The sequence below is a fragment of the Oryzicola mucosus genome (assembly GCF_014534685.1).
Lineage (GTDB): Bacteria > Pseudomonadota > Alphaproteobacteria > Rhizobiales > Rhizobiaceae > Oryzicola > Oryzicola mucosus.
In genome coordinates, this window is the sequence record NZ_JACVVX010000008.1 from 86,463 (window position 1) to 101,059 (window position 14,597).

At 57.7% G+C, this 14,597-nt stretch carries 18 protein-coding genes; 8 read left to right on the top strand and 10 right to left on the bottom strand.

Translation table 11 applies throughout. From position 1 onward, the window contains the following. Positions 1 to 50: 50 nt before the first annotated feature. The 7 genes from ICI42_RS20130 (at position 51) to ICI42_RS20160 (ending at position 5,082) form a co-directional block, all read left to right on the top strand. Complete coding sequence (locus tag ICI42_RS20130) at positions 51 to 272, top strand: hypothetical protein (RefSeq protein WP_188166488.1); 222 nt, start codon at positions 51 to 53, stop codon at positions 270 to 272. Between the two features lie 125 nt (positions 273 to 397). Then, entirely contained in the window at positions 398 to 1,126 is a 729-nt protein-coding gene (locus tag ICI42_RS20135) for a carboxylesterase family protein (protein WP_188166400.1), read from the top strand. A gap of 116 nt (positions 1,127 to 1,242) precedes the next feature. Continuing rightward, positions 1,243 to 1,539 carry a PRC-barrel domain-containing protein gene (locus tag ICI42_RS20140; protein ID WP_188166401.1) on the top strand — a complete coding sequence of 99 codons (297 nt, stop codon included), beginning with the start codon at positions 1,243 to 1,245 and terminating at the stop codon, positions 1,537 to 1,539. A gap of 370 nt (positions 1,540 to 1,909) precedes the next feature. Next, positions 1,910 to 2,680, top strand: a complete 771-nt coding sequence (locus ICI42_RS20145; RefSeq protein WP_188166402.1) for a histidine phosphatase family protein — start codon at positions 1,910 to 1,912, stop codon at positions 2,678 to 2,680. Then, entirely contained in the window at positions 2,677 to 3,558 is an 882-nt protein-coding gene (locus tag ICI42_RS20150; RefSeq protein ID WP_188166403.1) for an NAD(P)H-hydrate dehydratase, read from the top strand. Before ICI42_RS20145 ends, ICI42_RS20150 begins: the two co-directional genes overlap by 4 nt. A 169-nt stretch (positions 3,559 to 3,727) precedes the next feature. Beyond that, a complete protein-coding gene (locus tag ICI42_RS20155; protein WP_188166404.1) occupies positions 3,728 to 4,900 on the top strand; it encodes a zinc-dependent alcohol dehydrogenase in 1,173 nt (390 codons plus the stop codon). Next, positions 4,897 to 5,082, top strand: coding sequence for a hypothetical protein (locus ICI42_RS20160; RefSeq protein WP_188166405.1), 186 nt, complete (start codon positions 4,897 to 4,899; stop codon positions 5,080 to 5,082). Before ICI42_RS20155 ends, ICI42_RS20160 begins: the two co-directional genes overlap by 4 nt. Positions 5,083 to 5,107: 25 nt before the next feature. Here ICI42_RS20160 and ICI42_RS20165 read toward each other — a convergent pair whose 3' ends face one another. From ICI42_RS20165 to ICI42_RS20180, 4 genes are read right to left on the bottom strand one after another with little or no spacing between them, the layout of a single operon-like run. Then, positions 5,108 to 5,722, bottom strand: a complete 615-nt coding sequence (locus tag ICI42_RS20165) for a hypothetical protein (protein WP_230980462.1) — start codon at positions 5,720 to 5,722, stop codon at positions 5,108 to 5,110. A gap of 40 nt (positions 5,723 to 5,762) precedes the next feature. Next, positions 5,763 to 6,713, bottom strand: a complete 951-nt coding sequence (locus ICI42_RS20170; RefSeq protein ID WP_188166406.1) for a DUF72 domain-containing protein — start codon at positions 6,711 to 6,713, stop codon at positions 5,763 to 5,765. Positions 6,714 to 6,743: 30 nt separating this feature from the next. Continuing rightward, positions 6,744 to 7,331 carry a cupin gene (locus ICI42_RS20175; RefSeq protein ID WP_210317398.1) on the bottom strand — a complete coding sequence of 196 codons (588 nt, stop codon included), beginning with the start codon at positions 7,329 to 7,331 and terminating at the stop codon, positions 6,744 to 6,746. Positions 7,332 to 7,385: 54 nt separating this feature from the next. Beyond that, positions 7,386 to 7,925, bottom strand: a complete 540-nt coding sequence (locus ICI42_RS20180) for a hypothetical protein (protein WP_230980463.1) — start codon at positions 7,923 to 7,925, stop codon at positions 7,386 to 7,388. A 346-nt stretch (positions 7,926 to 8,271) separates the two neighbouring features. Here ICI42_RS20180 and ICI42_RS20185 point away from each other — a divergent pair, with 346 nt between their 5' ends. Further along, complete coding sequence (locus ICI42_RS20185) at positions 8,272 to 8,790, top strand: DUF6894 family protein (protein ID WP_188166408.1); 519 nt, start codon at positions 8,272 to 8,274, stop codon at positions 8,788 to 8,790. Between the two features lie 59 nt (positions 8,791 to 8,849). Here ICI42_RS20185 and ICI42_RS20190 read toward each other — a convergent pair whose 3' ends face one another. The 6 genes from ICI42_RS20190 to ICI42_RS20215 form a co-directional block, all read right to left on the bottom strand. Beyond that, entirely contained in the window at positions 8,850 to 9,890 is a 1,041-nt protein-coding gene (locus ICI42_RS20190; RefSeq protein WP_188166409.1) for an ABC transporter ATP-binding protein, read from the bottom strand. Between the two features lie 13 nt (positions 9,891 to 9,903). Next, positions 9,904 to 10,746 carry a carbohydrate ABC transporter permease gene (locus tag ICI42_RS20195; protein ID WP_188166410.1) on the bottom strand — a complete coding sequence of 281 codons (843 nt, stop codon included), beginning with the start codon at positions 10,744 to 10,746 and terminating at the stop codon, positions 9,904 to 9,906. Beyond that, complete coding sequence (locus tag ICI42_RS20200) at positions 10,743 to 11,672, bottom strand: carbohydrate ABC transporter permease (protein ID WP_188166411.1); 930 nt, start codon at positions 11,670 to 11,672, stop codon at positions 10,743 to 10,745. The genes ICI42_RS20195 and ICI42_RS20200 overlap by 4 nt, the downstream gene beginning before the upstream one ends. A gap of 12 nt (positions 11,673 to 11,684) precedes the next feature. Then, a complete protein-coding gene (locus ICI42_RS20205; protein WP_188166412.1) occupies positions 11,685 to 12,932 on the bottom strand; it encodes an ABC transporter substrate-binding protein in 1,248 nt (415 codons plus the stop codon). Positions 12,933 to 13,019: 87 nt separating this feature from the next. Then, entirely contained in the window at positions 13,020 to 13,811 is a 792-nt protein-coding gene (locus tag ICI42_RS20210) for an SDR family NAD(P)-dependent oxidoreductase (protein WP_188166413.1), read from the bottom strand. After that, the gene (locus ICI42_RS20215) at positions 13,808 to 14,548 is read right to left on the bottom strand and encodes a FadR/GntR family transcriptional regulator (RefSeq protein WP_230980465.1); all 741 of its coding nucleotides are present in this window, start codon (positions 14,546 to 14,548) and stop codon (positions 13,808 to 13,810) included. The genes ICI42_RS20210 and ICI42_RS20215 overlap by 4 nt, the downstream gene beginning before the upstream one ends. Between the last annotated feature and the right edge of the window lie 49 nt (positions 14,549 to 14,597).

Genomic DNA, 14,597 nt, shown 5'->3' on the forward strand with positions numbered 1-14,597 from the left:
TCGCAACACAGTCCGCAATGTGCGGCGTGGTCAATCGAGCGAGGATCGAGATGGTTGAAGTTCAAAGACCACCGGTAGCCACAAGCAATTCCCACCCCGAAGAAATGAAGGCCGTTTATGACCTGCGCATCGGCAAGCACGTCGCTTTGCAAGGCAGTGCAAGAATAACCCCCGCAGGCGTCATCTGCACGGGGATAGCGGTCAGCGCCATGATCCTGGCTTTTGGCTTCCTTGCTTCGGCCGTCAGCCGCCGCGCTTACTCCGAAGATTGACGCTACCGCGTTGACGCATGTTGGTGCCGCTGCGATCGCTTTGGGCTGGGCGCCTTGGAGCCGGATTTCATTGACACACGATAGGCGGTTGCCCAAGCTGCACTCAGATCCAAGGGAGGAAACCGATGATCCGTCTGTTTTTAACGATTGTCCTTGCGGTAGTGGCACTCGCCGTCCCGATGACCGCAATGGCCGAACAGAAGTCGGCGACAGCCGACCTCACGATCAAAAACGACCTCAACTACCTGCTCTATACGCCTGACGACTATGCCAGTTCGGACAAGTCCTATCCGCTCGTCGTCTGGCTTCACGGCGGCGATCAAGGCGGCAGTGATATCGAGAAGGTCAAAAGCAGCGGGCTGCCCAAGCTCATCGAAGACGGTAAAAAGTTTCCGTTTCTCGTGCTGTCTCCACAAAATCCCAGCGAGGAACTTCTTTATCCTATCGAGAAGGTGGAAAACCTCCTGCGGAATATCGTCGCGAAACACCGTGTCGATCCAAGCCGCATCTATGTGGTCGGTTACAGTCGCGGTGGTTTTGGCGCTTGGGCGATGGCCGAGCAATTCCCCGAAAGCTTTGCAGCAGTGGTGCCGATCGCCGGTGGCGGAAATCGCCATTATCTGAACAGGACCAACGAGAAAGCGGCGTTCTGGGTGTTTCATGGCGCCAATGATGACGTCATTCCACTTTCCGACTCTGTCGTGCTCTATGAGCGCCTGAGGACCCTGAAGCGCAATGCAAGACTGAGCGTGCTCGAGGACGTCGACCACACCGGTATCGAAGCGGCTGCGCTGAACGACCAGGCGATGTGGGACTGGTTGCTCGAACAAAAGCTTCCTGTCGAGGCGAAATAAAGCGCGGGATAGGCTCAACGTCGCGGTAACGGGTGGTCGACAATAGAAATTCGGTATGGTTCCGGAACTGAATTGCACCTTCATGACTTTTCCCAGTCCATGAAGGAGGCAATGCAATGGACCACAGCAAACATCCGCGGCTCCTGTCTGACGAACTGACACCATCGAATTTGGAAGGTGCTACAATTTACGGCGCCGACGACCATAAGGTCGGTACTGTGTCGCACATGCATGGTATCGGGCCGTCCAGCCAGGTCATCATCGATGTAGGCGGCTTCCTCGGCATCGGCGCCAAGCCGGTCGCTGTCCCGATGAGCCAGCTCGAGTTTATGCGTGACGAAAGCGGCGACGTTCACGCCGTTACCACATGGACAAAAGATCAACTGAAGAAAATGCCGGAGCACACGGATTGATCTCTCGACCGCAGCCCAGGATGTTCTTTGCTCCAATGTTACGACGCGCAAGTTCTATTCCGAAAAAGCTGATCTTTCCGTGTGCGGCATTCTTCGTGCTCACAGGATGCCGGTCTGTAGCCACGAGCTCTGACGAGCGGCCAATGGACGAGGTCCCGGCTCGCCTGGCTCTGGCCAACGGCGACAGGCAATACGGTTTTAAAAATGGATGCGTCATCGTCCTGGAGCCGCGCAGAGCGGTGGTGAAATCGGAGAACGGAGACTGCGCGCTTCACCACCGCGATATAGCTCTGCTCTATGCATCCGCAGACTAAACCTCGGCCCTGACGAGCAGTAATGCTACAGCACAGTTATCGAAGTTGAACATCCTATGAAACAAAGTTCTCGTTGGCCACGGCAGCTCTGGATCGTCCGTCACGGCGAAAGCGCCGGCAACGTCGCGCGCGATGTGGCGCATTCCGCCGGCTTGAGCCGCATCGACATCAGCGAGCGTGACGTCGACGTTCCTCTCAGCCAACGAGGCGAGGAGCAGTCCGCAGCACTCGCTTGTTGGTTTGCAGATATGCCGGCGAAGGATCGTCCAGAGGTTTTGTTGACCTCGCCCTATCGGAGAGCCGTGCAAACAGGTGATTTCATCGCGCGCAATGGCGGGCTGAGAGAAAAGGCCATCAAGCCGATTTTAGACGAGCGACTGCGGGAAAAAGAATTCGGTGTTCTGGATCGTCTTACCACCAGCGGTATTCGCGAAATCCATCCTGAACAGTCAGAGTTCAGGCGAATCCTGGGTAAATTCTATCATCGACCGCCCGCAGGCGAGAGCTGGTGCGATGTCATTCTTCGTCTACGCAGTGCTTTGGACACGATCAGCCTGCACCACAGCGGGAAAAGCGTTCTGATCGTCGCACATCAGGTGGTGGTCATGTGCATGCGTTACCTGATCGAAAACCTTACGGAAGAAGAAATCCTGGCAATTGATCGCGAAAGCGAAGTCGCCAACTGCGCCGTAACGGAATATCTCTTCGACAGTTCCATCCCGCCCGATGGGGGAATGGTCCTCAAACGGTACAATTTCATCGCCCCGCTTCGACAAGGTGGCGCGCCGGTAACAGCTGAACCCGATGCCAATGTGGCTGCCAGATGAAGCCCGCGACAGCTATCGATGCATTGCTTCTCAAACGTCATCCGCTTCCTTGGCCGGATGGCGGTAGTAAGGAAAATCGGGGCCGTGTCGCCATCATAGGCGGGAGCCGCGATTTGTCGGGCGCGGTGCTGCTTGCATGCGTCGCTGCGCTTCGCGCCGGCGCGGGGAAGCTGCAGATGGCGACGGTGGAAAGCCGGGCAGGGTATTTTGCGACAGCCCTGCCTGAAGCTCTCGTCACGGGGCTCCGGGAAACCGAAACGGGGGCGATGTGCCGTAGCAACGGCGCTCTCTTGACGTCAAAGGTTAAGGGCTCTGATACAATCCTGATAGGGCCGGGAATGTTGGAGACCGAGGACACTCGGATATTGGTGAAGCAACTTGCGGCGGACATGGAAGATACTGCTTTTGTGTTTGATGCGGGCGCACTTGACGGGATTGCCGCCAGCCATTTCCTCAATGGAAAGCATCTACCTGTGCTCACGCCCCATGCGGGTGAGATGGCAAATTTGCTTGGGATAGATCGGGAGACAGTGGAGAGCAAACCTGCGGAGATCGCAGAAACCGTAGCACGTGATTTAAATGCCGTGGTCATTCTGAAAGGAGCGGAGACCTTTATTGCCGACCCTGGCGGAAATATGTGGTTTTATAGGGGTGGCGGTGTGGGCCTCGGTACTTCGGGGTCTGGCGATGTGTTGGCCGGTGTCGTTGCAGGACTGCTTGCCCGCGGAGCAACTCCGGTAGAAGCAAGCTGTTGGGCGGTCTATCTGCATGGAGAGGCCGGCGCCGGACTGGCAAAAACGATAGGCCCGCTTGGATTTCTGGCTCGTGAGATCGCGGACGAAATACCAAGGTTGATGGGGCAATTTCCGCGTTCGTAAAATTCTCAAGCGCTGCATTCGCTCCAGGCTAAGGTTCGTGACCTGGCGTTGGAACTATGCAGTGCACAGAAGGTTGATGCTCCAGGAGCACCACTGAACCACGAGCCGGATGACCGTATCGCGATGTTCAGAGTTGCAAGCTTGACCCTCAAAACAAAGGCATTTGCCAATGAAAGCTCTATGCTGGCACGGAAAGGGAGATATCCGTTGCGATACGGTCGATGATCCCACGATAGAACACGATAGCGACATCATCATCAAAGTGACATCCTGCGCGATCTGCGGCTCTGATCTTCATCTGATGAACGGCTATATGCCGACAATGGAGTCCGGCGATGTTCTCGGCCATGAGAGCATGGGCGAAGTTGTCGAGGTCGGAAAGGGACATTCGAAATTCAAAGTGGGTGACCGGGTTGTCGTCCCCTTCAATCTCGCCTGCGGCGAATGTTACTTCTGCAAGAAACAGCTGTTCTCGCTCTGCGACCGCTCAAATCGCAACGCCTCGAAGGCCATCGAGGTGATGGGACATTCGCCATCCGGTTTGCTTGGCTACTCCCATATGCTTGGCGGCTATGCCGGTGGACAGGCCGAATTTCTGCGTGTGCCTTATGCCGACTTTGGACCGATCAAAGTGCCTGACGGCATGGCCGACGATCAGGTGCTGTTTCTGTCCGACATCTTTCCGACGGGCTGGATGGCCGCCGAAAATGCTGAAATCGAAGACGGCGATACGGTGGCGATCTGGGGCTGCGGCCCTGTCGGCCAGTTTGCAATCCAGAGTGCCTGGATGATGGGTGCGGGCCGCGTCATTGCAATCGATAGGGTTCCTGAACGGCTCGAGATGGCGCGAACGCATGGACGGGCTGAAACGCTCGATTTCAGCGATGTGAAAGTCTATGACGCTCTGATGGAAATGACCGGCGGTCGCGGGCCTGACCGCTGCATCGACTGTGTCGGCACGGAGTCGGACGCCGGCGCCAGCGCGGACGCCATACTGGACAAGGCCAAGGCAGCATTGCATATCGGCACCGATCGCCCTCATGTGTTGAGGGAGGCCATCTTTTCCTGCCGGAAGGGCGGAACGATCTCTGTTCCCGGTGTTTATATCGGCATGCTGGACCACATTCCGTTCGGCGCGGCAATGAACAAGGGCCTGACCTTCAAAATGGGACAGACCCACACCCACCGTTACCTTGAGCCGCTGCTCCAAAAAGTCGTCGATGGAGATATCGACCCTTCTTTTGTCATAACGCATCACGCTTCGCTCGAGGACGGACCAGATCTCTACAAGTCTTTCCGTGACAAAGAAGATGGGTGCATAAAGGTGGTGATGAAGCCATGAAATCGAAATCGGATGCTGACAAGATTCACGACGATGCCAAGCCGCAATATGTTAAAAGCCATGAAGGGGCCGATAACAGCGGTGTATCCAGCGCCGAGCCTCGGGTGATTACAGGCGACGAGGATGCGACTTTCGAGACACATCCCGATGAGAAGAAGTCTCGCCGCGAAAAAAGCAAGTAGGTCGGCGAGGGGTGGCTGACACGGCTCAGCGCAGCAGCCCCTCGTCATCGAACGCATCCCAGCCGTCCAAGTCTTGCTGCCGGGGTAATTTCTCTTTGCTTTGAGCTTTCGACGCGCGGGTTCTCGCGGCCTTCCCCGCCGCACGTCGTCTATTTTCAGCGGCGTCCAAAGCGTCCTGTTCTCTCCAGACGGAGGGGAAATCACTATCCAATATATCCTCGATATGCCGAGGATCGAAGACGTGAAAGGTGACGGCCTTGGATCGCCCGCGCAACTTTACGGTGCGGGTTCCGATGCTTCGCAGGCGGCCATCCTTGATCCATTTGTGCCGCTCGCGAGAAGAAATCGTCAGAATGTCTTCTACCTCGCGCGGAATTACAGGCAATTCATCGATCCCTTCCAGAGACTTGAAGATTGTCAGCGAAGCCGTTTCGAATGCATCGGATTCGGTTTCGGGCATCAGTAATACGAGGTTTCCAGCCTCCACCGTGACGCACTTTCTCGCCGCCAAAGGCAGCTTGGCGCGAATTTCGCGTTCGATACCTTTTCCTCGCACCGAAGAGCCGAGCGTTGCAGACGGGCTAAGCGGCCACGTCGCCGTCAACGGCTCCGAAGTTTTGAGATTTTCCCGTGCATCCAATCCGATCCTCCTATCCAGCCGCCGACACAGGTCTCAGCACCTACGCATCCAACGCTTCTGTGCCAGGAGCGGCAGCAGGCAGCAGCGACCCGGCTGTTCGATCGGCGAGCAGACGGCGCATCGTCAGAGCGTTTTTGGGCGCAAAGCCCTCGTAGTCGTTGTTGAAATAAACCCAAGCCCTTTTTGCACCGCTGCTTCGGATTTTATCGGCCCATTGAGCGAGTTCGTTCTCGGAATAATCGTGCCGGTACCAGCGCTCCGGGCCGTGCAAGCGCAGATAGATATCGTCGGACGTGCGCACCAGAACATCCGGGAGGCGAGGGCCACTGCAGGAGCAAAAGATGGTGCCTGTCTTTTGAAAAGCCGCATAGACCGTGTCGTTCCACCAACTGGCATGGCGAAATTCGACGACGTTGCGCCGCGCCGGGTCGAGTTGGCTTAGAATTGCAGTCAGCCTTTCTTCAGAAAAACGGTAACTCGGCGGCAGCTGAAACAGAAAGCATCCCATACGCTCACCAAGGATATCGGCAATCATGCCAAAATCCTTGACCAACGTTTCTGTGTCTTCAAATTTCTTAATGTGGGTGATCAGCTCGCAGACCTTAATAGTGTAGACAAATTGACGGTCTCCGGGTTGCCGAAGCCAGCTTTTCACATTGGCCACTGTCGGCCATGAGTAGAACGAAGCGTTGATCTCGACAGTGTCGAATTGATCGGCGTAGTGGCGAAACCACTCACCTGTGGCCATTTGCTCGGGATAAAATTTCCCTCGCCATTTCCAATAAAACCAGCCTGAGCAGCCGACATAAGCAGATTGCTCCGGCCGGGACGATGTATGTTGAGGGTCGGAATCTGGTGCCGCCAAGCGAGCGATATGCATCTTCTCGGCGCGGGCGTAATTGTCCGCACGCTGCTTTTCCCTTCGCAGCCTGCGTCGTTCGCGGCGCTCCTCGGGTCCAAGTGGTTTTCGCTCGGTAGTCTCATCGGTCATGGGTATGCCTGTGCTGCGCTGCGGCCTTTTCTACGCGCTTTGCGGCTCTGGTACCCAAAGGTCGATCAGCGGCCCATTTGCTCCGTAGACCGGATCCGTTGCCGGCTTTTTGGCCTGTTGTATCGACCTCACCGCACGGGCGTGATCCTCACGGCTGGTGCATTCGTCGTAGGCTCCCTCCGGCGGATAGGCGCCGACGACCAGAAAGTCATTGCTGGCCTCCAGGCGCTGGTGCCCGGTGCCTGCGGGCAAGATGGCGACGTCTCCAGCCTCAAAAGTTAGTATTCGGCCCTGTCTGCCTCCCAGTTGCACTACGCCCGAGCCACGTGCGATCCCCAGAACCTCGTGAATGCCGGAATGATAATGTACATAGTCGTATATGCCGTTTCGCCATGAACCGCCCCACCCATTCCGGGCGAACAGTTCCTCGAAAATGGTCGCCGGGTCGAGGCCCGCGGATAGCCTCACAGGGCTGCGGTAGATGATAAGCGGCCAATGCGGATGATTGGGGGTCACTCCATCATCCTTGAAATGGAAGGTCTCGGCGTTGCGAAGGTGGCTTGAGCCGATGGCATCGCTGCTTGCGGTTCGTTTTACTCTGTCGCGCTTTTCCACCATCGTTTTTCTACTCCTTAAGGTCTCAATCGCGGCATCCGAGGAGCATGGCGATCACTAATCGTCTGCGCGCGTGAGGTCCGAAACCCGAACCACGCCATGCTGGCCGACGAAGGTGAGAGTTGAATCCGTGCTTTGGCTTTGGGAAACACCGGAGATCGCGTGCTTACCGGTATCGTAAATTTTCGTCCGGCCGTGATCGTCGATGACGAGGCGGCGTTTTTCTGGAAAAACGGCGTAGCGCATATCGTTCTGGGATCCGACCGAGGAAGGACTGCCGAGTTCCTGCGGCCACCATGAGCCGGAATGGGACGCGGTGGACGAACGATAGCTGACGGTGGTGTCATCGGCATGCGCCGCGACCGGCTGGTCGCGCAGATAGCGTGACAATTCTTCGGCTATTGCGTTCAGCCTTGCTTTGAGGCTGTCGTTGAACATATCGCCGACCATCGTCATGCCGGCCGACCATTGTGACATCCCGCCGAAGTCAGCATGGCTGAACTGCGCCATGGTTCCGCCACTGCTGCGCAAAGCCTCCAGAACTGTCGTCACGGCTTCTTTAGAAACGCCATTTTCAAGGGCAAGCCGGGCGATCATCTCAGCTCCATGTGGTGCGGTTGCCATAAATGTAGTCCTTCGGTTCATTCTACACAGAACTGTGCGCAGGCGACGAGGTTCCACTGGTCGGCGGACCACGCTGAAGGATTGAAAATGCAAATGGGCTGGGCTTTGGAGGCGTCCCTGAACGAAGATGCGTAACAACATCTGAGCAAGGAACTTAAGGCATAATTCAGCATTGAACGTGATCTCACGTTTGGCTTCTCACAAGATGTTCGCGCACGGCGAGAAAGATGAGGACGTCGTCGCAAGTCCGAGACAACTCGCGATCAACAACAGTCTTGCGCTCCAAAAGTAAGTTCGAGCAGACCAAGGAAAAGTTCTCATGCAGATTGTGCGAACCGATATCTCGCGGGTAACGGCGGCGACGGGAGAGCCCGTTCTCCGGGTATTGTTTTGCGGAGAAGGTGGCAATTGCGTTACCGTCGACATGGCCGACCCCCAAACCGGGGGCGAGGAGGCCGCGGTCGAACGGGCACGGGAAATACTGCTGAAAACGGCCACTTTCGCCCTTGCCGTCAACGACTATGACGCCCGAAGCAACGGCAATTTCGACGAGGTTGCCGTCACCAACGCAAGTACCGACGGCGGCGGGGTCTATATTTTCGAATACCGTGACGGCGACGGCAGTCGTCAGATTCCGCCGTCCAACATGCCGAGTTTCGAGGCCGCGCGGTCCGAGGCCATTCGCTGTGCAGTCGATCTGCTTGTCGACCTTGAGCCGGGCACGGATGATTTGACCGGCTGGCTCGTGCGTGTGCTCGATGAAAGCGGCGAACTGCTCTGCACCATTGACGTGCAGCAGGCGGAGGCTGCCCGGCAGTTCAACCAGGTGCGGGGTTGAGCCGTTGGAGTTCTGAGATCTGGGAAGCATGGGCTGCCCAGAAAACGTAAGTGGTGACCTTAGTTGGAGCGAAGCTTGGTGGCTTGACCATGCGAATCGAAAAAATGCAGGTCCCTCGCATCGGCTTTAAGGCCGATCTCAGCGCCGACTTCGGGCATTTCTTGTTTGTCGTAGATGGCTAGGCAAGTGTGTCCGTCTGCCAGTGCGACATGCAGCAGCGTTACAGCGCCAGTATATTCGGCTAACGTTACCTTACCACGTAAAATACCCTCGCCCGGTTTCACCACCATCAGATGCTCTGGCCGGACACCGACGCTCTCGGCCGGCGAAAGAGTTGCCGGCAGTGCGGCAAGCAGTGGCGCGGCATCGGCCGGCAGCACGTTCATCTTCGGGCTGCCGATGAACTGGGCGACGAAGATGTTGGCCGGATTTTCGTAGAGAGTGCGCGGCGACCCCACCTGCTCGACGCGGCCGTCGCGAAGAACGACGATCTTGTCGGCGAGTGTCATGGCCTCGATTTGGTCGTGTGTGACATAAATCATTGTGGTCGCCAGCCGCTTGTGCAGGGCCGCAATTTCCGAGCGCATGTGTACGCGCAATTCGGCATCGAGATTGGACAGGGGTTCGTCGAACAGGAAGACATCGGGATGGCCGACAATGGCGCGGCCGATAGCGACACGCTGGCGCTGGCCACCCGAAAGCTCGCGAGGATAGCGGTCGAGCAACGTATCAAGCTTCAGTGTTGCGGCGGCTTCTGCAACGCGCTTCTGACGCTCGTCGGCGGGCATTTTGCGCACTTTCAGGCCGAAGCCCATATTATCCCGGACCGTCAGATGGGGATACAATGCGTAGGACTGAAACACCATCGCCACGCCGCGTTGGGCGGGCTGGACCTCGTTGACAAGGCGGTCGCCGATTAGGATGTCGCCGGCGCTTATGTGTTCGAGACCCGAGATCAACCGCAGGAGGGTAGATTTTCCGCAGCCGGAAGGACCGACGAAGACAACGAACTCGCCGTCGTCAATCTGGAGGTCCACGCCGCGAATGACTTCAACGCTGCCGAAACGCTTCTCGATTCCCTTGAGGAGAACATTGGTCATGTCAGATGCTTTCTCACCCTTTCACGCCGGAGAGCGCGAAACTTTCGATGATCTGCCGCTGGGCGATCAGATAGACGATCAGGATCGGCACCACCGCCAGTGTCGTTGCGGCAAGCTGCAGGTTCCAAAGCGGCAATCCATAGCTGTCGTTGAAGTTAGACAGCGCCAGCGGCAGCGTGAACATTTCCAGAGAGCTGAGGAAGATCAACGGCTCAAGGAACAAGTTCCACGACGACAGGAAGGTGATGATGGCGACCGCCGCAAGCGCGGGCCGCGACATCGGCAAGGCAATGCGCCACCACACCCCGAAGCGGGAAAGGCCGTCCATCTTGCCTGCGTCCTCAAGCTCCTTGGGTAGGGCGAGGAAATATTGCCGCATCAGAAAGGTGGCCATCACGCCTTGCGGCCCGAAGGTCGGCAGCAGGATCAGCGGCCAATGTGTATCGACCAGCCCCATCGAGCGGATGAGGAAAAAGTTCGGGATGATGGTCACCTCCTCCGGCACCATCAGCGCCGAGATCAGGAATAGCATCAGCAGGCCCGCGCCGGCAAAGCGCATCCGCGCCAGCGCATATCCTGCAAGCGACGAGATGATCAACGTCAGAACCGTGACCAGGATGGCGATGTAGAGCGAGTTGAAATATTGCCGCGCGAATGGCTGGTAGGTGAAAACCTCGATGAAATTCTGCCACCGCCAGACCCGCGGAATGAGCGTCGGGGCCCCAAAGATTTCAGTTGTGCTTTTGAAGCCGGCCGAAACCATCCAGACAAACGGAAACATGAACGGAATGGCCACGATCAGAAGGGCGATGGTCCAGCAGGTGCGGTAAAGGATTTGTGTCTGGCGCTGGGTCACTCCGCCCCCTTTCGCCGCAGCATGACTTGAACGATGGTCAGCATCATCACGATGACGAACATGATCATCGCCAGCGCCGAGGCATAGCCAATGTTGAAGAACTTGAAGCCCTGCTGATAAATATAGAATGCGAGCACCAAGGTGCCGTTTTCGGGGCCGCCTCCTGTCATCTGGTAGATGTGGTCGAACACCTTGAACGAGCCGATGGTGGTGATGACCATGATGATGAGTGTGGTCGGCGCCAAAAGCGGCCAGATGATCATACGGAAGATCTGCCAGCGCGAAGCGCCTTCAAGCCGCGCGGCAGCCTCATAGTCGCGCGGAATCGCCTGCAAAGCGGCAATGTAGAGGATCATGTTCAACCCCACCATCTTGATGACGCGTGTGACGATGACGGCGGCCATGGCCCAGTTCGGTTCACGCAGCCAGTTCGGCCCGCTGATGCCGACTATGGCTAGCATCTGGTTGATGAATCCGCCCTCGCCCTGCAGCAGGAACTTCCAGACGATGGCCCAGGCAATCGCCGACGTGACGACTGGGGCGAAGAACACCGTGCGGAAGAACACCACACCGAAGAAAGGCCGCGACAGGGCAAGGGCAAGCGTCAGCGCAAGCGCCATGTTCAAGGGGACGAGGCCTAGAGCGAAAATCACCGAATTGCGGACCACATGCCAGAAGTCTGGATTTTCCAGCAACGCGTCCTCGAAATTGGCCAAACCAACGAATGCCGCCTGCTGGGTCAGCAGGTTCCATTCGGTCATGGAAAAATAGACGACCGCGCACAGAGGCCCGAGGAAGAAGATGAGAAAGCCGACGGCGGACGGGCTGACGAACAGCCACGCTTCCATCATTTCCCTCGTCTTCAGGGTCAGCCACGGCGCGGTTTTTTCGCGCGCCGTGTTTGTATGTCGAACAGCGTCGGTCATCGTTTGCCGGACTTAGAGCTGGGGCTGGATTGCTGCGCAGATGCTCTTGATCGCAGCATCAACATCGGCATCGGCCTTCCACAGCGCATCGACGCGTGGCGCCATGGCGGCGAGGATCTGTGGCGCTTTCTCATGTGCGGGATGCACGCGACCGTTGGCGATGGCATCCGCAACGCCCTTCATCATTTCGGCTGGAACCAGTTTGTTGCCGTTGATGAAGGCATCGCTTTCCAGAACGCTCTTGCGTGCCGGCGGGAAGAATTGCGCCATGGTGGCGACGTTTTCCTTGTCGGTCATGTGGGCGATGAACTCGGCGGCAATCTCCTTGTTCTTTCCGGCGTCGAAGACGACGAGCCCAGCCTGGCCGATCACCGGCGCTTCGCCGCCAGGGCCTGATGGGAGCGGAGCGATACCCCATTTGAAACCGGCTTCCGCCATTTTCGAAGCGCGTGAGATCTGGTTGACCGTCATGGCTGAGTTGCCGGAGAAGTAGTCTCCCTGTTCTCCGGGCGGCACGATCGACTTATCCTTGAACACCATGTCATGGAGCTGTTTGATCGCTTTTACAGCTTCCGGCTTGTCGAAGCCGCATTCGCCATTCGACCAGATGTCGCCACCATAAGCGCGGATCGGCGGCAGGAAGGCATGCGTCATGCGCGAGGCGTAACCTTCGCCATCTTTGAACTCGAAGCCCCACTTGCCGGGATTTGCTTCTTTAAGTTCCTTGGAGACCTCCTGGAATTTGTCCATCGTCCATTCGCCTTTAGCGGCCAGAGCCAATGGGTCTTCCAGACCAGCCTTATCGAACATGTCCTTGTTGTAGTAGATCATGAAAGGCGACGTGGAAAATGGCACGCCATAGACCGTCTCACCTTTCTGCCAGAGCGCCATGGCTGGCTGCGAAAAATCAGCGAAGTCATATCCTTGGGCTGCCTTCAGCGTTGGCCCGATATCCATCAGCAACCCCGCATTCTCGAACGCCGGCGCTGCGTCCTCCATCATCCAGGCTATATCCGGCGCGTTACCGCCGGCTACCTGGAAGGTGAGTTTCTGGGTATAGTCATTGACAGGTACGGTCTCGAATTTGACCGTTACATCGGGATGCTTTGTCTTAAAGCTCTCGGCAATGCCGTTGAGCATTTTCAGATGCGCTTCACTGCCGGTCCATACGGTCATGCGAAGCTCCTGGCTGAGCGCCTGTGAAGACAGGGCGCACAATGCCAATGCGGATACTGCAATACCTGCTAATGCGGCCTTCATGGTTTCCTCCCGTTTTGGTCGCTGGGGTTTCCGGCCCCGATTCATTCAATGAATATTCACTCTTCCCTAGCGGCGGCGGCGACCGCTCTATCCGTTCTCTCCAGGTAAGGCGCCAGGCGCATCACCAATCGACCAACCTCCGTCGACCGGGATATTCGCGCCTGTGATGTAGCTGGCGGCATTGCTGCATAAGAACACGAAGGCTCCGACGAGATCGTCCGGTTGCCCCTGTCTTCCGACCGGAATTTTCGCTGCAACGGCGCGTCGGAACGCCGGATCCTTATAGCGCTCGGCCGTTGCCTCGGTTTCGATAGCGCCCGGTGAGACGATGTTCAGTGTGACGCCACAGTGACCAACTTCCCTCGCTATGGCGCGGATCGCCGTTGCCTGCGCCGCTTTTAACGAGGCGTAGACCACATTCTCGGCGCGTGGCCGCGCTGCCATGATGCTACCCGTAGCGATGACACGGCCCCAGCCACGCTCGGCCATGGGCGGAACAAGCGTTCGAACGAGTGTCATCAGTGACGTGAAATTTGCTGCTACATGGGCTTCGATATGGGCTGGGTCGGCATTCTCCCAAGCATGGCGGCGCTCAATGCCAGCATTGGCGATGACGATGTCGATCGGACCGTGGCGCGTCAGAACCGTTTCGGCAAACGCAGTCGCCGCATCCGTGCTGGTGAAATCCGCCTCCAGAACCGGTGTTTCGGAGCCGATTTCCAGTGCCGTCTTAGCCGCGCCTTCCGCGTCCCCGAAATGATGCAGCACAACGGATGCCCCCTGTTCGGCTAGGCTTATGGCGACGGCCCGGCCGATGCCGGAGCTCGCACCGGTAACCACGGCGCGCTTGCCCTCCAGGGAGAACTTCCGGGGGGTCATGCCTCTCCGCCCGCCAGCTTGTCGGCCACTTCGAGCGAGGCGATATCGGCGGCATCGAAGTGGGCTCTGATCCGATCTTCGGCAAGGTCTGTATCGCCTGCCATAATCGCATCGTAGATTGACCGGTGCCGCTCGATGGTCGCGCGCCAGTCTGCATCGGTCCGGTTGGCGCGGCGTGAAAACAGTTCGGAAACCTCACGCTGGACAGAGCGCATGCCTTCCATCTGCACGCGGATCATCGCATTGCCGGTCGCCATGGCGAGCCCCAGGTGGAACAGGATATCGGCTTCCGTGAAGCCGGACGGGTCGCGCAGGGAAGTATGCATATCCTCAAGCCCTTGCTTCATGGCTTTCAGGCCCTCGGGGGCACGACGTTCCGCCGCCAGCCGGGCAATGCCCGCCTCGATCACCCGGCGCATTTCATTGGCTTCCTGCAGACGCTTCAGGCTCGACCGGACGGCGTAGCCATAGATCCGCTCCATGGGTTCGCCGCTGAGCGCCTTGGCGCGAGCAACCTTGCCCTGCTGGGTGAAGATCAGGCCTGCGGCCGTAAGCTGGCGCAACGCTTCGCGGGCGATGGGTTTGGAAACGCCGAACTCCCGTGCAATCACGCCTTCGGGAGGAAGGGGTTCGCCGGGAGAGATGCGCCCGTCAAAAAGGGCTGCCGCTATCGCGTCGGACACGCCGTCGGCCAGTCGGGACGGGCTCGCCAGCTTGGCATCGAAAATCGATTTCATTGGGGTCTTCTCGGTCATTCCCATCCTCGCTGACACTAACGCTAGCACA